The 17,702-nt window shown below is 45.8% G+C and carries 6 protein-coding genes; 4 read left to right on the top strand and 2 right to left on the bottom strand.

What is annotated here, in order from left to right; all coding sequences use genetic code 11:
• Window positions 1–113 precede the first annotated feature (113 nt).
• Complete coding sequence (locus QUB51_RS07280; protein WP_333392996.1) at window positions 114–8,579, bottom strand: CHAT domain-containing protein; 8,466 nt, start codon at window positions 8,577–8,579, stop codon at window positions 114–116.
• A gap of 1,324 nt (window positions 8,580–9,903) precedes the next feature.
• On the opposite strand from QUB51_RS07280, the gene QUB51_RS07275 reads away from it, so the two are divergent.
• The 3 genes from QUB51_RS07275 (at window position 9,904) to atpC (ending at window position 12,945) form a co-directional block, all read left to right on the top strand.
• Window positions 9,904–10,758, top strand: coding sequence for a PEP-CTERM sorting domain-containing protein (locus QUB51_RS07275; RefSeq protein WP_333058307.1), 855 nt, complete (start codon window positions 9,904–9,906; stop codon window positions 10,756–10,758).
• 138 nt (window positions 10,759–10,896) lie between these two features.
• Complete coding sequence (atpD, locus tag QUB51_RS07270) at window positions 10,897–12,354, top strand: F0F1 ATP synthase subunit beta (protein ID WP_006635884.1); 1,458 nt, start codon at window positions 10,897–10,899, stop codon at window positions 12,352–12,354.
• 183 nt (window positions 12,355–12,537) lie between these two features.
• A complete protein-coding gene (atpC, locus tag QUB51_RS07265) occupies window positions 12,538–12,945 on the top strand; it encodes an ATP synthase F1 subunit epsilon (RefSeq protein ID WP_333058306.1) in 408 nt (135 codons plus the stop codon).
• Between the two features lie 92 nt (window positions 12,946–13,037).
• On the opposite strand, the gene QUB51_RS07260 is transcribed toward atpC, so the two are convergent.
• Window positions 13,038–13,337: a DUF7734 family protein gene (locus QUB51_RS07260; RefSeq protein WP_333058305.1), complete on the bottom strand. Its 300-nt coding sequence runs from the start codon at window positions 13,335–13,337 to the stop codon at window positions 13,038–13,040.
• Between the two features lie 938 nt (window positions 13,338–14,275).
• Between QUB51_RS07260 and QUB51_RS07255 the strand changes: the two genes are divergently transcribed.
• Window positions 14,276–17,671 carry an ATP-binding protein gene (locus tag QUB51_RS07255; protein WP_333057935.1) on the top strand — a complete coding sequence of 1,132 codons (3,396 nt, stop codon included), beginning with the start codon at window positions 14,276–14,278 and terminating at the stop codon, window positions 17,669–17,671.
• Window positions 17,672–17,702 lie beyond the last annotated feature (31 nt).

Raw genomic sequence — 17,702 nt, 5'->3', positions numbered from 1 at the left:
GCTTGAAATTGGGGCAGCCAGGGGCGAACCGCCCCAACCACCCAAAGCGGGCATTGCCCCTAGTAGAAACTTTCGTCCTTCAGAAGCGGAGACTGAAAAATAAAGATGGCAGCTTACCAAGGGCTTCCGATCATGGTGAAACTACTCCAATAATAAGGATGAGAAAAATTTTGGTTTGGTTGTTGTAAATTAGCAGGTAAATTTAACTGGCCGCCTGTTGTTACTAGCTGTCCGTTTTCCAGCCGCACTTTACCGGACATTATTGCTTGTTGAGCCAGTTGCAAAGCTTCTGCCTTAGTTGTGGTTCCTCGCAACTGGTGGTAAAATTCGCTCATCAGCGCCAAGGTGCCTCCATCGTCAACATACCACAAACTCCCTAAAGCAGATTTGGCGCCGGATTTTACTGCTAAACCTCCAAAACCTAACTCTGCTTCCCGATCGCCCATAGCAGTTCTACAAGCACTTAATACTAACAAGTCTACCTGCGGATTGCGCCAATTCAAACTCTCTATGCGATCGAGCTGCAATTTGGAATTCCACATTTGAATGTAGGAATTGCTCGCTTTTCCCGGTTTGAATTCAGCGTGAGTTGCTAGATGAACGATCCGAAATCCTCCCTTGGCGTGTTCCGACGTGAGATTATCTAAAGTGAAAGCAGAATTGAGGAAAGATGGGCCCTGCCACTGAGCCGAAATCGCCTGCAATTCGATCGGCACACTGGGCAAGGGCTGTTGGTCAACAAATTCTGACCTTCCCATTGCTAGCACTGTGGCGTCTCTAACAGCTTTATAATCGGTATTAGTCGAACTAAAACTCGGAATTAGGCTGAAACTGTATTTTTCAATCAAGAAGCCTTTACCGTCGTGCAAAGCGGCAAAGGGCAGGCTCCGCAATCCCGGATCGACTGACAGTAATAAAGTTTGAATTCCTAAGTTTTGTAGGTCTTTTTCTAGGGGTGCGATCGCCCATTTATATAGTTGCTGGGCGGCGGCTAGATAAGTGGTAGTAGTGCGTTTTGCGGGATTGGTAATTTCAGCGCGAAACTCCTGGACGGTGGGGAAAAGAGATGCTCTGTTGGCTTCGGGGACGCTGTAGTGAATCGGCCACCCGGCAGGAGGAACTAAAATTATTTCCAGTCGATCTTCTCGCGAGACCATGTAGATAATACCAGACCGCTTGCCAGTTTGCTGTTCGATATTTTGTAAAGTTTGTTGGGATGTCGAAATCAAGGTTTTTTCCTCTAGGAGGTTGGCTTCTACCCCCAGGTATTCTGCAAATTCTTGATTCCTCATTTCTTCGATTCCCCAGACTGTTTTCTGTATGTCGTTACCTTCAAAAAGTCGATCGGGAGACGGAACATATCCCAGAACTAAATTAGAAGTAGGGTTAACTGTTGGTGCTTGTTGGGATGCGAGTGAAGAGACTACGATGCCAGCGGGTAATTGACTGGTGATACTTCGATCGATGGTTAAAACTCGACGATCGGCAGCAGCAACACCGAGATTGTCTAGCGATCGACTTTCGGGGCGTTTAAAGTCTTGTTCATCGGAGGTTGACGGTTCGGGTGTGGGTGTATCGGCGGCTGTGGGCGAGTTTGGCGCTGTCACAGGTGTGGGCACTTGTATTTCCGTAGGATCGATCGAAGCGGGAGTGACACTTGGAGTGGGAGTTAGGGTGACACTTGGAGTGGGAGTTGGAGTTATTAGCGGAGTGGGAGTGAAAACTGCAGTCGGAGTTGAAGTTACTACCGGAGTGGGAGTTGGAGTTATTAGCGGAGTGGGAGTGACAACTGCAGTCGGAGTTGGAGTTATTAGCGGAGTGGGAGTGACAACTGCAGTCGGAGTTGGAGTTACTACCGGAGTTGGAGTGACAACTGCAGTCGGAGTTGGAGTTACTAGCGGAGTGGGAGTGACAACTGCAGTCGGAGTGGGAGTGACAACTGCAGTCGGAGTGGGAGTTACTACCGGAGTTGGAGTCACACTTGCAGTCGGAGTGGGAGTTACTACCGGAGTTGGAGTGACAATTGCAGTCGGAGTGGGAGTTACTACCGGAGTTGGAGTGACAATTGCAGTCGGAGTGGGAGTTACTACCGGAGTTGGAGTGACAATTGCAGTCGGAGTTGGAGTTACTACCGGAGTTGGAGTGACAATTGCAGTCGGAGTTGGAGTTACTACCGGAGTTGGAGTTTCACTCGGAGTCGGAGTCGGAGTTTCTACCGGAGTGGGAGTTTCACTCGGAGTCGGAGTTGGAGTTACTACCGGAGTGGGAGTTTCACTCGGAGTCGGAGTCGGAGTTTCTACCGGAGTGGGAGTTGGTGTTGGCGGCGGGTCGATCGCGTCATCAGTGGAAAATACAATATTACCAACACTACTAGAACGCGGAAACGACTGCGATGTAATGGTAGATTGTCCCGTGGTAATTGCACCCGCCGTACCGTTGCTAGCAGCATCCCCTACCACAAACGGTTGAATCGGCGTCCCTCTATCTCCCCCAGCGTGTGTAATTGCGATATTTCCGCTACCTGTGCCGCCAGCAGTAGAAATGCTAGCAAATCCCGTCGGCGACAGTGGGGTGGAAAAAGTACCCGTAGCGCGGAAATAATTGCCTGTTATTGCTGTGACATCGCCACCGGTGCCGCCTGTACCGCCTTCGGCATTGATAAACTCTACTTGAATATCGCCGATCGGATCTAAGAACACATTGCCGGCATTTCCGACTATACCGCTAGAGTTAATTTGTCCGGTTGTAATTGAAGTTATCGCCTTAACAGTTATGTTGCCACCACTGTTTGCCGATGTATTCAAATTGCCTGCGGTGAAATTGTTACCGCTTGTAAATAGAATTTCTCCGCCATTAGCAGTAATATTTTTAACGTTTATATCGCCCTTGGCAGTAATATCGACTTTACCGGCGGTGACATCTCCCAATAAATTGACTTTTTCTGTGTTTAGTGCTGTCAATTGTTGCGCGTTAATTGTCGAGTTTCCTGTCACATTGCCAGCATTTTCGATCGCAAGATTTCCTAACTTGCTGGTGGCACCCACCGCACCGTTGAAAGTTATGCTGCCGCTACCGGAGGCTAGAGTTAAGTTGCGGACATTAATGCTGTCACTGTCGATCGCACCCAAAGCAATATTTCCCCCTGCCGTACTAAATACCGCATCCTTTGTCAAAACCACAGCATTGCTAATATTAAGGTTGCCGTTATTAGTGGTAATATTACCGCCTAATTTAGTATTTAATCCCGTAATATTAAAACCAGAATTACTGTTAACGTTTCCAATAAATTCTGCATTTGATGCAGTAGCCTTCAAAACAGATAATGGCGTTGTTTCTCCGATATTTCCTTGCACTAACACATTGCCTGTAGCGGCATCTAAGTTCAACAAATGATTACCACCTATCGCACCAATTATCTTAATATCTCCGCCGCCGGTAGTGAGATTAATATCGTTGCCGAGTGTGACAGTGCCGTTGAGATCGATCGGATTTTTATTGGTATTGATGCCATCATTCAAATTAATTGTGGCAGCCTTGAGAGCAATGCTGCTGTTGTCATTGCCGGTAAGAGTGCCATCAAGTGCGATCGTACCCGTTCCCGTTTGAATATTTACTGGATCTAAAAATGTAAGATTAGAGGAAATACTAACATTTGCACTGCTATCCGATCGCCCGATCGCGATCGAGCTAAATCCATTTTGAATCAAATTAAGTTCCGCAGCAGTCAAATCTAAAGCGCTAGTATTGTTATCTGTTCCGCCAACAACAATATTTTGTCCGGCTGTTGCTGGTTGCAGCGTTAGCACGCCCGTACCCGAAACATTCCCCGAAAAATCAATTTCACCTGCCCTTAAAGTCAGCGGGTTACTACCTGCTGACAAACTCGAACCGAAATCAATAGTTGCATCCCCCAGTGTAAAAGTTACAGGAGCGTTTAATGTCACCGGAGCGCTAAAACTAATGTTATCATTAGTTGTTGTAATATTTCCGCTAGCCGCAACTGTTCCACCGCCATTTTGAATAAATTCACCGTCCAAGTTCAGGTTTTTCTCAATATTGAGATTCACCTTATTGGTAATTGTGAGCGTGCCGTCATTGGTGGTTGTTACAGTTCCTTTAAGATTAACATTGTCCGCAGCAATACCGAGATTGCCAGCCACGTCAACTGTATTATTGAAACTAATGTCGCTGCCTGCGAGAATCGGATTATTGGCAACCGTCACAGCATCTGCATAAGTTTGACTGCCGGTTGTAGTGACATTCCCGCCTAAAGATATCTTGCTGTTGGCAGTTAAACTTGTGAGAGGAGTTGTTTCGCCGATCGCACTTTTGAAGGTAAGATTACCGCTAGTCGCCTTCACAGTCAAATTGCTGGTACCATCAACAGTATTATTGAAAGTAATGCTGTCACCTGAAATAATCGGATTGTTGGCAATTGTAACTGCATCTCCATAAGTTTGAGCACCAGTTGTAGTAACATTTCCCTTGACTTGAGTTGTGCCGCCAGCATCTGCAGTCAAACTCGCGGCATTCACTGTTTGATTAAATGCGGTTGTGCCTGTAGAGTTAGCTGTTAAATTGCCGATCGGAGTTACAGCACCAACTGCACCATTGAAGGTAACATTACCAGTACCGCCATTCACAGTTAAATCGCTGCTACCGTCAACAGTTGTATTGAAAGTAATTTGGCTGCCGGAGAGAATCGGATTATTGGCAATTGTAACTGCATCTCCATAAGTTTGAGCGCCAGTTGTAGTGACATTGCCACCTAAAGATATCTTGCTGTTGGCAGTTAAACTTGTGAGAGGAGTTGTTTCGCCGATCGCACCATTGAATGTAAGATCACCGCTAACCGCCTTCACAGTCAAATCACTGCTGCCGTCTACAGTATTATTGAAAGTAATTTCGCTGCCTGCGAGAATGGGATTGTTGGCAATTGTCACTGCATCTCCATAGGTTTGAGCGCCAGTTGTAGTAACATTTCCCTTGACTTGAGTTGTGCCGCCAGCATTGGTGGTGAAACTGGTAGCTTTGACAGCATTAAATGTAGTTGTGCCAGCACTGGTGACGGTGACATTTCCTAATGATCCAGTACCGGGCAATCCATTAGCATCAATGCTATTTATCTCGACTTGATTGGGAGTGGCGATCGCGATATCTCCGGCCGCACCGGAAGTAGAGCTAGAATTAATTACTCCTGAAACTGCAACAACGTCGCCTGTTTGGCCTGTGAGGGTGATTTTGCCGCCATTGCCAGCAGTGGAACTAGAGTTAAGATTACTAGCAGTAATATTGTTAGCACTGAGTGCGATCGGGCCACCATTTCCGGTAGTGGATGTGGTATCAATTGCCCCTGCTGTCGTATCAATATTGCCATTAGTGCTGGTAAGGGCGATCGCCCCTCCGGGACTTCTCATACTACCAACGGTAATATTGCCTGTAGTTTCAATCGAAAAATCGATCGGACTCTTAACATCCAAAGAATTGATTGTTTTCAGGGAACCTAAAGGTACTGTATTTCCAATGGGCCCGTTGACATTAATCACGCCTGTTCCCGTAGTCAAAACTAGGTTGCCATCGCCGTCAACCGTTCCCCCAAAATTAATGTCACCGGCATTATTTAACCCAGTATCGAGGGTGACATTAGAACCCGTAGCGAGAGAGACTTTGCCACCAAAGTCAATCTTCTGTTCGTTGGTGACAATGGTGAGAATATTTTTGTTTAAGTTAGTCGTTAGAGCATTAAAAGTAATTGAAGCGTTGTTTACACCTGTAATGTTTCCATCGACTGCAATTGTGCCAGCTTGCATTGTGACGGGGAAATTAAAAGTAACACCAGCAGGGTCAATTGCGATATTCCCCGTCCCATCCGTGCGCCCGATAATCATTTGGGAAAACCCATTTAAAACCGGAGGCGCGAGTTCAGCACTGCTGAGATTCAAACGATCGTCCGCAGTATTACCACCCACAGTAATATCTAAACTGGGAGTAAGCGGCTGCAACTGGATAATCCCAGTACCTTTAATTTGAGTTATTGATGACAATGAAATGTCATCGCCCGTCAAAGTGACATTGCCGCCTAAAGTCGCCTCAATCACACCTGGGGTGAGTCTAATGGAATTATCGGAGTTGTTAGCCTTTCCCGTGAGACTAATATTACCCGTTCCCGTAGCTTGTATTGTGCTCGGTGCCATGGTAGTAAGAATCGGGGGCATATCAATCCCGTAGGTGTTCAATCCAGTCCCTAAACTCGTACCGGTTAAAACAATATCTCCATTCTCCGATTTTACCGTGCCCTCGAAGAGCCTGATCCCGGAATTACCGCTCGCGACTGTAGTGCTGATGCCTGCACTGCTCGTCCCCGTCAACGTCACCTTTCCCAAGCCTGCGGTTTGGATTGTAGCATCATTTAATATCTCTATACCGTGGTTGGAAGACCCAGTCCCACCACCTGTACCCGTCAGACTGACATTTCCAGAAAGCGCTTTCACTGTAGCGTTCTCAACGAATATCCCTCGATTGTCACGAGTCCCATTACCGCCAACACCGATCAGAGTCACAGTCCCATTCTCCGCCGTTGACTCCACTGTAGCGTTGTTGAGATTAACGCCTGTATTTTCGATTCCTGTCCCCGCACCTGTTCCAGTCAGGCTGACACTTCCCCCGGCCCGCACTGTACTGCCGTCAATAGATATCCCTTGATTACCATCTGTCCCGTTGCCGCCAGTACCGTTGAAAGTAATATTGCCGCTGTCAGTAGTTTGTAATGTGGTAGCACCCGAAATAGAAATACCGACATTGTTTCCCCCTGTCGATTTTCTTCCCGTACCATTCAGGTCAATTTTTCCACTTCCGGCATTAATTTTGCTGTTCTGGACATTGATTCCCGGCCCGAACACAAGAGTCCCCTGACCCTTACCCAGGAAATTACCACCATTAGTAGCGATCGTCGAACCTACGATACTGAGAGCACCACCGTTTAGATTATCACTATCAGCATTCAGAGTAATAGTGCCTCCCTGAGTGGTGATAGTGGTATTATTAAGATTAATATTATTATTAGCATTCAGAGTCAGCGAATTATTATTAGTCCAAGCGATCGGTGCGTCAACGTTAATATTGCCTTGCTCCGTATTACCTGACGCCGTAGAAATAGTAACATTTCCCAAATTTAGCTGTGCTTGCAGCCTCCCATTATTAATCACAGAAGGAGGGCCGGAGTCAACAAATCCTGGCCCCGCAGGAACATTATTCGGACCTTCGACAATAGTAATATTAGTAGGATCTAACAATAAGGTACCAGCAATCCCAAAGGTCGATCGCAAATCAACTAATCCTTGAAAATCCAGCCATTGCTTTCCAGACACTTCCGCAAAGCCCCCATTCCCAGAAACCAAGCCACCTCTGGCCGTAATATTGCCATTAAAGCGAGTATTTTCATCAGCCCAAACTATAACTCGCCCGCCATTCCCATTACTAACAGCATCAGCATTAATCGTCGAATCGCTGCTAACAAAAGTCCGCGAAGCATTGGGCACAGTCCCCAAACCCTGATAATCTCCGCCAATCAGTACATTACCGCCGCCGTTAATCCCAGAAGCATCGATATTGCCTGCAATAACACCTACTTTGTCGCCTAAAATATTTACAGTACCGCCAGTGTTGCCAGAGACATTGAGAGTGCCGGATGCGATCGCAGTTCCCGCAGTTACCGGCACAGCAGCATTCCCCGTTAACACAACTTCCCCATTGGGATTTACCGTCAAACCCGTCGCCTGTGCCACACCTTGTCCAGTCAGCAACTCCGGCAAAGATAATACTGGCTGCGTCCAATTGTTTGGCAGCGAAGTGTGATTTGCTGTCGGCTGAATATCCAAGCTCAATAAATTTCCAGCTTGACTAATCCGCACCAAATTGTTACCCGGTACGGCGCTGATGATAATATTGCCGCTAGGCGCATTTACCTGACCAGTATTGACAACCGTACCGCCGATCAAACTTAAACTTTGACCTGGTGTCACCGTCAGATTGCCTGCATTAATTATGCTTCCCCCTGGCAAATTTGTAAACGCAAAACTATTCGGTGTCCCGATTAATGTTGCCCAATTGTTATTGCCGATCGCACTAAACCACTGATTTTCCCCAAAACCAATCCCTGTCGCCGTAGTAGCATTAAAAGATCCAGGCACGTTGAGAATGGCATTCGGCCCGAAAATCATGCCAGCAGGATTCATCAAAAATAAATTGGAATTCCCGCCCGTAACTTGAATTAAGCCATTTATTAAAGAAGGATTACCCCCAGTAATCCTTCCCAAAATATTTTGAATATTGGGATTGGTCAAAAAGTTAGCCGTTTCAGCCTCGCTGAGGCCAAACTGAGTAAAACTGTGAAAAAGATTAGCCCCATCTCCGCTGAAAGACCCCCCGGAAATGTCGTAGCGGTTGCCGTTGGGAGTAACAACTGTGTTAGTGCCATCTGGTGCGGGGGCGATGGGTTGCGCCTTGGCCGAACCCGCCGCAGCACTCAGCCAGCTAACAATGAATAACCATCCGAGGAAATGTAGTTTGTTGGGTGTCATTGTGTTTAAAGATGGTGCTTAAAGTGCGATCGTATTTATTTCTCCTATTTTTACTCCTAAAAAAATCTCATGTCAATAGGAGCATCCTATTTTGGGCGATCGAATAATTAGGACTAAAAAAGGAAATCTACAGCCTATTCGGTCGTTTATGAAGTACAGTAGAAACCTTAATTGCGTGCTGTTAATCCTCCGGGTGCGGAGCTACGATATCTTGGATATACAGCACTTTCCAGGTAAGTGAAGTACAGAGAAACCTGGTTTCTTGAATAAAACCGGTTTCTGGCGAGAAATCCAGAAGAAACCCGGTTTCTGGGGTGTACTTTATCAACCTGGAATCCGCTGTAACTTACAGATTGACTGGTGTATCCGCACCGATGCTTGCCATCAGATTATGTGTACCACATATACATGGAATATGCTGTATGTTTTCAATTAGGAATGAGAATTAAATAACTTCCACTCTTGAAAGTGGGATGGGCGTCCCGCCCGTCCAAAAAGAATGGGCGGGACGCCCATCCCACCATAACAATTAAAATTGTAAGTTATTTAATTCTCGATCCTTAGTATGATTTACATATTTTTTTTTACTAGGAATCATGCGAGGTAAATCAAACTTGGTTTCTTTTTTTGACTTTCACTGCTTCCTTACCACAATTACCTTAAACAACCGGGTTAATTTGTTCGGGACTGTGGCGGAAAATATGGCACATAACGCGAGGTTTAGGGGTTTAAAAAACTCGCGATTTTAGTCAAAACTACGTAAGTATCGCTCGCCTGTTATACATCTTGCTTAAAGTAGCAAAAAACTCGCTCAAATCCCTACTCGCCGGCGCTCCCGCTTCTTTCTGCATCGGGCGAGCAGCTTGCAGCCCGCTTTCAGGAGCAACTAACCGAACAGCCGACTTTCTCTCAAAAACTTTATATTTTAGGGATGAACTTTACCAAAACTTCATAAAGCTCGACTAAAATTTTTATGTATTTTTGATGAAAGCCAATATAGGCAAGTCTTGCACTCAACTTTAGACAGTTACCGAAACCAAGTAAATGTAGTAGCTTGGAAGTCTAGGCCGGATGAAAATCTTGCTGTTACAGATTAAACTGTGCCAATCTAGTGTCAGTGAAAACTCTTAGAAGAAGCACTCATTTACTGCAAAACACCCTTAAGTGAGATATGTATGTATATTCACTGGTGTGGAGCCTCTTCTTCAGGTTTGACGATCGTCCTAAATATCGCAGGCTCGCGATCGTCTATTCGCGTCACGGCAACATGGCATTTAGGGCATTTTGGGCCTAACTACCTAACAATACAGGAGGAATCAGGGTTATGACTACCTTAACGCTAGTCAAAAAAACATCTTTTACAGTCGCCAGCTTGGCAACCACAATGTTGCTCAGCATCTGCCTGCCCGTCCGAGCTTTCATGTTTGGCACCGACGGCATCCAGTTCGATCGAGATACCAATGTAGAGTTCACATTCCTAGAATCTCACAACTCTTACCAGTCCAGCTTGTGGGTAGCAGCTTTGGCTGCTGAGCCAGAAAACAATGGCTACACAAACATCGCCAGACTGTTTTACGAGACTAAACCCTCAGATAACGGCTCTGCCAACAACTGGAAAGGAACCTTCGGGAACGCAGTCACCTCCGAAAACGGCTCCATCACCCAAAACTTCAGATTTTTGAAGGATCAAATTTATGCCCTGCTGCTGTGGAGCGACACCGGCACCGGCAGACCTTTCGAGCAATACGTCTCGTCAAGCACCTTCATGAACAGCTCCCAATGGCGGGCCGCTGGCACCCAGTTCCGAAGAGATGAATGTCTGGTGGCGGGATGTCAGCTTGCTGTGTTTGGTAAATTTAGCCTCGACCCCAACTCCAGCGGCTCCTTTGCAAACATCAACGGCGGTAAAGGCCCAGAGCAATTTTCATCCCTCACAATGGCCGAACTGGCTAATGGCACAAAAATCTCCTTCGACGATGCCGAACCAGGAACCAAGCTAGACTTCAACGAATTCACCGTGTCCGCTGAGTTAGCCCCCCAACCAGTCCCCCAACCAGTCCCCCAACCAGTCCCAGAACCAGCCCCCGAACCAGTCCCCGAACCAGTCACAGTATTCGGGACTATCCTGGGGATCGGGGCTTTGGCTGCGGCTCGCAGGAAAAAAAAGCGAGGGCAGTAACCATAAAAATGACTCTTAACCAGACCCATACAAATCTAAATAGTGCGTCTGTTCAGTGGTAATCTGAGGAATAGCATTTCTAAATGTTAAGACTTTTTCCATAACGGGAAAAATAGCATCCTAACAAAGGCACTATTCATGGTATCCACCGCAGAAAAAACGAACGTAGGCTACATCACCCAAATCATTGGGCCGGTTGTAGACGTAAAATTCCCAGGCGGCAAACTGCCCCAAATCTATAACGCTCTCACGATTTCCGGCAAAAACGAAGCAGGTCAAGACGTTGCCGTTACCTGCGAAGTTCAACAACTGCTCGGAGACAGCCAAGTGCGTGCAGTTTCCATGAGTACCACCGACGGCTTGGTGCGTGGCATGGAAGTAGTAGATACCGGGGAAGCAATCCAAGTTCCAGTCGGCATCCCAACTCTCGGCCGGATTTTTAACGTCATCGGTCAACCCGTAGACAACCTAGGCCCGGTCAATACTTCCGAAAGTATGCCCATCCACCGCAACCCGCCGGCTTTTACCGAACTGGAAACCAAGCCTTCGGTGTTTGAAACAGGGATCAAGGTGATTGACCTGCTGGCCCCCTACCGTCGCGGCGGCAAAATCGGTTTGTTCGGCGGCGCAGGCGTCGGCAAAACCGTGATTATGATGGAACTCGTGAACAACATCGCCAAGGCTCACGGCGGCGTGTCCGTGTTCGGTGGTGTGGGCGAGCGCACCCGCGAAGGCAATGACCTCTACAAAGAAATGATCGAGTCGGGGGTTATTGACGAAGAAGACCGCAGCAAGTCAAAAATTGCTCTGGTTTACGGTCAAATGAACGAGCCGCCTGGTGCTCGGATGCGCGTGGGCCTGTCGGCTCTGGCGATGGCCGAATACTTCCGTGATGTCAGCAAGCAAGACGTGCTGCTGTTCATTGACAATATCTTCCGGTTCGTGCAAGCGGGTTCTGAGGTATCGGCTCTGTTGGGTCGGATGCCTTCGGCTGTGGGATATCAGCCGACTCTCGGTACAGACATGGGCGACTTGCAAGAACGGATTACCTCGACTACCGAAGGTTCGATTACTTCGGTTCAAGCTGTGTACGTACCTGCGGATGACTTGACTGACCCCGCACCGGCTACGACTTTTGCTCACTTGGACGCTACAACTGTGTTGTCTCGCGGTTTGGCTGCGAAGGGGATTTATCCTGCGGTTGACCCGCTGGATTCTACGTCTACGATGTTGCAAGTTAGCGTTGTCGGCGAAGAACACTATGGTGTTGCTCGTCAGGTGCAGTCTACTCTGCAACGCTATAAGGAATTGCAAGACATTATTGCAATTTTGGGCTTGGATGAGCTGTCGGAAGATGACCGCTTGACGGTTTCTCGCGCTCGCAAAATTGAACGGTTCTTGTCTCAACCGTTCTTTGTAGCAGAAGTGTTCACCGGTTCCCCCGGCAAGTACGTCAAGTTGGCAGACACCATTAAGGGCTTCCAAATGATTTTGGCTGGCGAACTTGACGAATTACCGGAACAAGCTTTCTATTTGGTGGGCGATATCAACGAGGCGATCGCCAAAGCTGAAAAAATGAAAGCTGACGCCAAGTAATTTTAGTCATGAGTCAGTAGTCAGTAGTCATGAGTCATGAGTCAGTAGTTATTAGTTATTTGTTATTAGTTATTGGTTATTGGTAACAACTGACAACTGACAACTGACAACTGACAACTGATAACTGACAACTGACAACTGACAACTGACAACTGACAACTGACAACCGACAACTGACAATTTATGACATTAACTGTGCGCGTAGTGGCCCCAGACAAAACTGTTTGGGATTCTAATGCTGAAGAAGTAATTCTGCCGAGCACCACAGGCCAACTGGGTATCTTGAGCGGTCACGCTCCCATGTTGACAGCTTTGGATACCGGAGTGATGCGCGTCCGTCCCGGCAAGGAATGGGTGTCTATTGCTCTGATGGGTGGCTTTGCAGAAATCCAAGAAAACAAAGTTACTATTCTTGTCAACGGCGCTGAAAAAGGCGAAACCATTGATAAAGAAGCTGCTCGTACTGCTTACACCGAAGCAGAAGCTCGTTTGCAAAAGGCTACTACCGGCACTTTGCAAGAGCAAATTCAAGCCAAGCAAGCAATCAAGCGCGCGAGAGCTCGTTTCCAAGCTGCCGGCGGCACGCTCTAGCTCTAATGGTAAGGACATAGTGCTTTTGTAGTAGGGACACAACATTGTTGTGTCCCTGCTGTTTTTCTGGCGTTGTGTCCCTAATGCGAGAGCTAAACTCCCGCCTCGGACAATAGAGATTGCATTGTTTCCCAAGATAACCCCTGCTGAAGATAGCGGGGGTTATTTGGATTGTAGGGGCTCTCCACGCGATCGATACTGACAATTTTTGCTTCCTCCGGCAAAACAGGAACCTCTGGATCGCTCGCGGTCGATCGCGTCAGGGAGCTAGAAAAGCCTTTAAAAATAGCAATTTCATCGAATTCGCCGTCTATTTCGGCCTTGACGATTAAAACTTCGTGCGATCGTTTTACCGTGTATTGTTCCAAGCGACGAGCAATAGAGTCAGCCATAGCAAATATCACTTTCCTGAAATCTGCTATAATATACAGCACTTTCCAGGTAAGTGAAGTACAGAGAAACCGGGTTTCTTGAATAAAACCGGTTTCTGGCGAGAAATCCAGAAGAAACCCGGTTTCTGGGGTGTACTTTATAAACCTGGAATCCGCTGTAGCTTAATTTTGTGGCTAATTTCAGGGGCAGCGATCCAATATTTTATTCTTAATTAAACCTTTTTTAACAGCCGGAAGTAAGCGCACATAATATAAATTGTGTAAAAAAAAGTTGCAATATTTTCCGTCGGCACAACCTACTTGTTAAATATTTTACAGCATATTTTATGTACATTTAGTACGGATAAACCGGGTTTCGAGCGACAGAATCAGTTAAGATGCGAGAACTGTAAATAAACCCCGTGAGAGCGGGGTATAATTCATAAACCTGGAATATTCTGTATGATGCAGAAACAGAACAAAGCATTCAACTAAAACAGGCAACTGCTGCTGAATTTCAAAAATGTCTGGAGCTTTATTTCGAGAAAAATTTTACTTAGACGCAAAAATTGTTCAATAAGATTTGCGAAAGAAAGCCTCAAGATAAGTTAGCAGCAATTTACTCTCAGCGCTCTCTAAAGAATGGAATGTCTGGAGTGCCACAAGGATAGTCGGGGATAGAAGCTTTGGATGAAAAGTAGTGATACAGATATATTGTATGTGAACATCGGTAGGGACAGGGAAATGCCTTGTCCGGCGCGGGGACGAGCACACGGAAATGCCGTGTCTCTACGGTTCGCTTTGACTTTTAATAATTTGGTATAAGATGAAAGATTGTAGAACCGATATCGCGTCTTCCTTGTGTAAGTTGTGTTTAAGTACAAAATGGTTTATAATACTTACCAGCGGTAAGAACTAGCTCCAAGTATTAACTGGGTTTTTCAACCTAAACTAATGTTATGTCCACTCTTTCTCTCAAGCACTTAGTGGCAAAACTTTCAAGAAAAGCAACGCTGCAAACTGTACTCATAGTTCCCTTTGTCTTGCAAGTATTTGCAGCGGTGGGTATTGTGGGATATTTATCATTTAGGAACTCTCAAAGAGCAGTGAATGACCTTGCGGCTCAATTGATGGGGGAGGTAAGCAATCGCATTGAGCAAAATTTGAGAACTTATCTGCAAACTCCGCACCAAATCAATCAAAGCAAGCTGGATGCGGTGAAACTGGGTTTTGTAAACATGAAAGACTTGTCAGCTTGGGAAAAGTATCTGTGGCGACAAGTGCAATTATATCCTTATATCAATTTTACGTCGATCGCTAATCAAGATGGAGAATATCGCACTGGCGAAAAGATGTCTAATGGCACTTTATTGATTAACGCATCGGGGCCTTCTACAAATTTTAATTTTTATTCTTACAATACTAATGATACGGGCGATCGCACGACAGTAGCCGCCTCCGTTAAAAAATTCGACATCCGACAGCACCCTTCCTACGCCTATGCGGCTCTAGAAGCCAAACCAACTTGGAGTTCAGTTTATATATCCTTCCTAGAACCCACCTTACTCCTCAGCGCGCTGCAACCAGTTTACAACAGCCAGAAACAGCTAGAAGGAGTATTAATTGCTGCTTTGCGTCTCGACAGTATCGGTCAATTTTTAAACAGCCTCAAAATAGGTAAATCTGGTCAAACTTTTATTATCGAAAGAAACGGCACGCTGCTGGCAACTTCCACAGCCGAAAAACCTTTCCGCACCCAAAACGGTCAAAAAGAACTGTTTAAAGTTACAGAAAGCAGCGACGCAGTAACGCAAACTACAGCTAAATATTTAGAAAGTCACTTTCAAAACTTGCACCAAATTACAAAATCGCAGCAAATAAATGTTGAAATCAACGGCCAGCAGAAATTTTTAAAAGTCCTGCCATTTCAAGACGACAAGGGTTTAGATTTGCTGATTGTCGTTGTCGTTCCCGAAGCCGACTTTATGGAACAAATTCATGCGGGCAACCGAACTACAGTGTTGCTATGTCTGGCAGCTTTGGGCATGGCAAGTGTGTTAGGAATTCTCACTTCTCGCTGGATTATCAAACCTCTTATAAAATTAAAAAATGCAGCAATAGCTTTATCTGAAGGACAATTTGACCAAACTGTCAAGCTCGATCGCTCCGACGAATTGGGCGTACTTGCCGCTGCTTTTAACAGCATGGCACAACAACTGCAAGCATCTTTTACTGCCTTAGAAACTAAAAATACCGAATTGCAGCGACTCGACAAACTGAAAGACGAATTTTTAGCCAATACTTCCCACGAACTCCGCACTCCGCTCAACGGCATTATTGGTATTGCAGAATCTTTAATAGACGGTGCTACCGGACAACTGCCAGAACCAACAAATTTTAACTTAGCTTTAATTTCATCATCGGGCAAAAGATTGTCTTCTTTAATTAACGATCTTCTGGACTTTTCTCAGCTAAAACACAAAACGATAGAACTGCAAATTAAGTCCGTCGGTATTCGAGAAATAGTCTCTGTAATTCTCACTTTGTCTCAGCCATTAGTAGGCAAAAAAAACTTGCAGTTGATTAACTCAGTCGCTCCTGAATTGCCGCCAATAGCAGCCGACGAGAATCGCTTGCAGCAAATACTTTACAACTTAATCGGCAATGCGATTAAATTTACCGAAAGCGGCCGAGTTGAAATTTCAGCAGAATTGGTAACGGGCAACGCACAATCACTGCCTAATTCCCAATTAGCGATTAGTGTATCTGACACCGGTATTGGCATCCCCGAAGATAAATTAGAACGAATTTTTGAATCCTTTGAACAAGCTGACGGTTCCACTGCTAGAGAATATGGCGGCACGGGTTTAGGGTTAACTGTTGCCAAGCAATTAGTGGAATTGCACGGAGGTAAAATTTCGGTATCTTCAACTGTAGGCGTCGGTTCCCAGTTCACCTTTACTTTGCCCGTATCTGAGAGTCAACCGGAATTTAGCAGCATACAGCCGCGTTTAACCGAGGGTTCTCCCATTTTTATCACTCCTGAACTAGCCCGCCAATCCTCTATAATAAATTCTCAGGTATCAGACAATAGCGAGTCGCTAGAAAGTGAAAAATTAAAAATTTTGGTAGTTGATGATGAGCCGATTAATATTCATGTCATCATCAACAGTCTTTCTCTAGCCAACTACGAAATTACTCAAGCGAGCAACGGCTTAGAAGCTTTAAATCTGATTGAATCAGGATTTAAGCCGGACTTAATTTTACTCGATGTAATGATGCCGCAGATGACGGGTTATGAAGTATGTCGAGAAGTCCGCAAAAAATACTCGCCTTTAGAAATGCCGATTCTGATGCTGACGGCAAAAAATCTAACTACTGACTTGGTAGAAGCTTTTAACTTAGAAGCCAATGATTATGTAACTAAACCTTTTATAAAAAAGGAATTGTTGGCGAGAATTAATACGCAAATTCGCCTAGCAAAACTGAATGCAGCCTACGGCAGGTTTGTGCCGCACGATTTTCTAAACTTGCTGGAAAAGCCGAGTATTATTGAAGTAAAATTAGGCGAACATCAGGAAAGAGATATGACAGTGCTGTTTGCTGATATTCGCTCGTTTACTGCGCTTTCCGAAAATATGACACCGGATGAAAATTTTACATTTATTAATACTTACTTGGGAAGGGTTAGCCCTGCAATTAGGAAAAATAACGGGTTTATTGACAAATACATTGGGGATGCAGTCATGGCACTGTTTCCTACATCCCCTGAAGATGGTGTGCGAGCAGCAATTGATATGCAGAAAGAAGTAAATCTCTATAACCAGCAGCGAGAAAAAAATGGCTTGTTTCCGATCGCGATCGGCGTCGGTTTGCACGCGGGCAATTTGATGTTGGGTACCATCGGCGAACGAGAACGGATGGAAAGTACGGTGATTGCTGATGCGGTGAATCTCGCGTCTCGTTTGGAAGGATTGACTAAGGTTTACGGCGCGGGCATTCTAGTTAGCGGTGCAATTATCGATCGCCTAGACGATCCAGAAAAATATAAGTACAGATTTGTCGATCGAGTAACGGTGAAAGGAAAGACAAATGCTGTGTCGGTGTTTGAAATTTACGATACAGAAACAGAGGAAAGCATTGTACTCAAGCAGCAAACGGCGGAGGTTTTTCAAGAAGCCCTCAATTTTTACTACGAGCAAAAATTTGTTGCCGCCCAAAAAGTATTTCAGAATATTTTACAAATCAATCCAGACGATCGGGTAGCAATGCTGTATTTCAAACGCTCTCGCAAGTATCGAATGTACGGTGCCCCGGAGGGGTGGTGTGGGGTGGAAACTTCGACAGAAAAATAGGGCGCACACTGCACGCCCTACTCTGTTTAAC

The organism is Microcoleus sp. AT8-A3 (assembly GCF_036705675.1).
Lineage (GTDB): Bacteria > Cyanobacteriota > Cyanobacteriia > Cyanobacteriales > Microcoleaceae > Microcoleus.
This window is presented reverse-complemented; position numbering and strand designations above follow the sequence as displayed.

Bases quoted from the DNA above. Each gene is read 5' to 3' on its own strand.
- QUB51_RS07260 (WP_333058305.1), bottom strand. From the start codon at position 13,337: ATGGCTGACTCTATTGCTCGTCGCTTGGAACAATACACGGTAAAACGA.
- QUB51_RS07275 (WP_333058307.1), top strand. From the start codon at position 9,904: ATGACTACCTTAACGCTAGTCAAAAAAACATCTTTTACAGTCGCCAGC.
- QUB51_RS07255 (WP_333057935.1), top strand. From the start codon at position 14,276: ATGTCCACTCTTTCTCTCAAGCACTTAGTGGCAAAACTTTCAAGAAAA.
- QUB51_RS07280 (WP_333392996.1), bottom strand. From the start codon at position 8,579: ATGACACCCAACAAACTACATTTCCTCGGATGGTTATTCATTGTTAGC.
- atpD (WP_006635884.1), top strand. From the start codon at position 10,897: ATGGTATCCACCGCAGAAAAAACGAACGTAGGCTACATCACCCAAATC.
- atpC (WP_333058306.1), top strand. From the start codon at position 12,538: ATGACATTAACTGTGCGCGTAGTGGCCCCAGACAAAACTGTTTGGGAT.